The organism is Salipiger sp. HF18 (genome assembly GCF_011806505.1).
Classification (GTDB): Bacteria; Pseudomonadota; Alphaproteobacteria; order Rhodobacterales; family Rhodobacteraceae; genus Salipiger; species Salipiger thiooxidans.
Genome location: NZ_JAATOS010000750.1, coordinates 1 through 1,410 on the forward strand (window position 1 = coordinate 1; position 1,410 = coordinate 1,410).

Annotated in this window: 2 protein-coding genes and 1 pseudogene; all 3 read left to right on the forward strand. The window is 66.9% G+C overall.

What is annotated here, in order from left to right:
- On the forward strand, positions 1-547 hold a 547-nt coding region (locus tag HC022_RS26565; protein WP_167454380.1), incomplete at its 5' end, for a DUF177 domain-containing protein.
- A gap of 175 nt (positions 548-722) precedes the next feature.
- Positions 723-929: a 50S ribosomal protein L32 gene (gene rpmF, locus HC022_RS26570; RefSeq protein ID WP_008884064.1), complete on the forward strand. Its 207-nt coding sequence runs from the start codon at positions 723-725 to the stop codon at positions 927-929.
- Between the two features lie 21 nt (positions 930-950).
- Positions 951-1,410 (forward strand): annotated as a pseudogene (locus HC022_RS26575) (phosphate acyltransferase); the annotation flags it as partial.

Sequence of the window (1,410 nt, forward strand, 5' to 3'; positions counted from 1 at the left end):
CTTCGATATCCGCCCCGATGACGAGGCGCGCGCCGCGCTGGCCTCGAAACTGGGGCTGCTGGGGCTGCGCAAGCTGCGCCTCGCCGGCGAGATTCGCCCCGAGGGGCGCGGCTCGTGGCGACTGGTGGCGACACTGGGCGCCACGGTGACGCAGCCCTGTGTGGTCACTCTCGCCCCCGTCACCACCCGCATCGACGAGGAGATCGAGCGTCTCTGGCGCCCGGACGAGGACCTCTCCGTCGCCGGTGAGGGCTCGGAGATCGAGGTCCCCGACGACGATGCCGACCCGGTGCCCGACGTCATCGACCTTCGCGAGGTGATCTCCGAGGCGCTGTCTCTGGCGCTGCCGCTCTATCCCCACGCCGAAGGCGCCGCAGAAGCCTCGGGCGCGCTGGCCGCCGAGGCCGAAGCGGAGGCCGCGGCTGATGCCGAAGAGCGCCCGAATCCCTTTGCGGCGCTGGCCGGACTGAAGGAGAAGCTGGACCAGGACGGCGGCGATGACGACGCCGAAGCGGACGATGACAGGGACGTGACGGATAAGCCCTGATAGCCCGGCGCGGGACGGCGAAATAACGCTTGCGGTTTTGCAATAAAGTCCTATTTTCGCGCCTTCATCGGAATTCCGGGTTGCCATGTCCTCTTGCTTGCGACTAAGAGGCCGGGCACGCCCGAACGGAACCGGGCAACGAATTGCCCTTCACGCGAAAGATCGAGGTTGAGACATGGCCGTCCAACAGAACAAAGTATCCAAATCGCGCCGCAACAACCGCCGGGCGCATGACGCTCTCGTTGCCGGCAACCCGAACGAGTGCACCAACTGCGGCGAGCTCAAGCGCCCGCACCATGTGTGCCCCTCGTGCGGCCACTACGCAGATAAAGAGATCGTCGCCATGGCCGACGAGATCGAACTGGACGAAGACGCAGCGTAAACCGCTCAAGGCCCGCGCCGCATGAACTCCTCTCGGGACAATTCAAAGGCTGGCGGGCCGCTCGTGCTATCCATCGACGCCATGGGCGGCGACCGCGGGCCGGCAACCATCGTTGCCGGCCTCGCTGCCTTTGCACGACGGAACCGCGAAGCCCGCTTCATCGTCCACGGACCCGCCGACGAGCTGGGTCCGCTGATCGAGAAGCGCAAGCTCACCAAGCGTTGCGAGATCCGCGACGCGCGCGGTGTCGTGTCGATGCAGGACAAGCCGAGCCACGTGATGCGCAACGGGCAGGACACCTCGATGTGGTCCGCGCTCGATTCGGTGCGCAACGGCGAGGCCACGGTTGCGGTCTCCTGCGGCAACACCGGCGCGCTGATGCTGCTGTCGATGGTGCGGCTGCGCAAGCTGCCCGGGGTCAACCGCCCCGCCATCGCCGTGCTCTGGCCGTCGAAGAACCCGCAGGGGTTCAACGTCATGC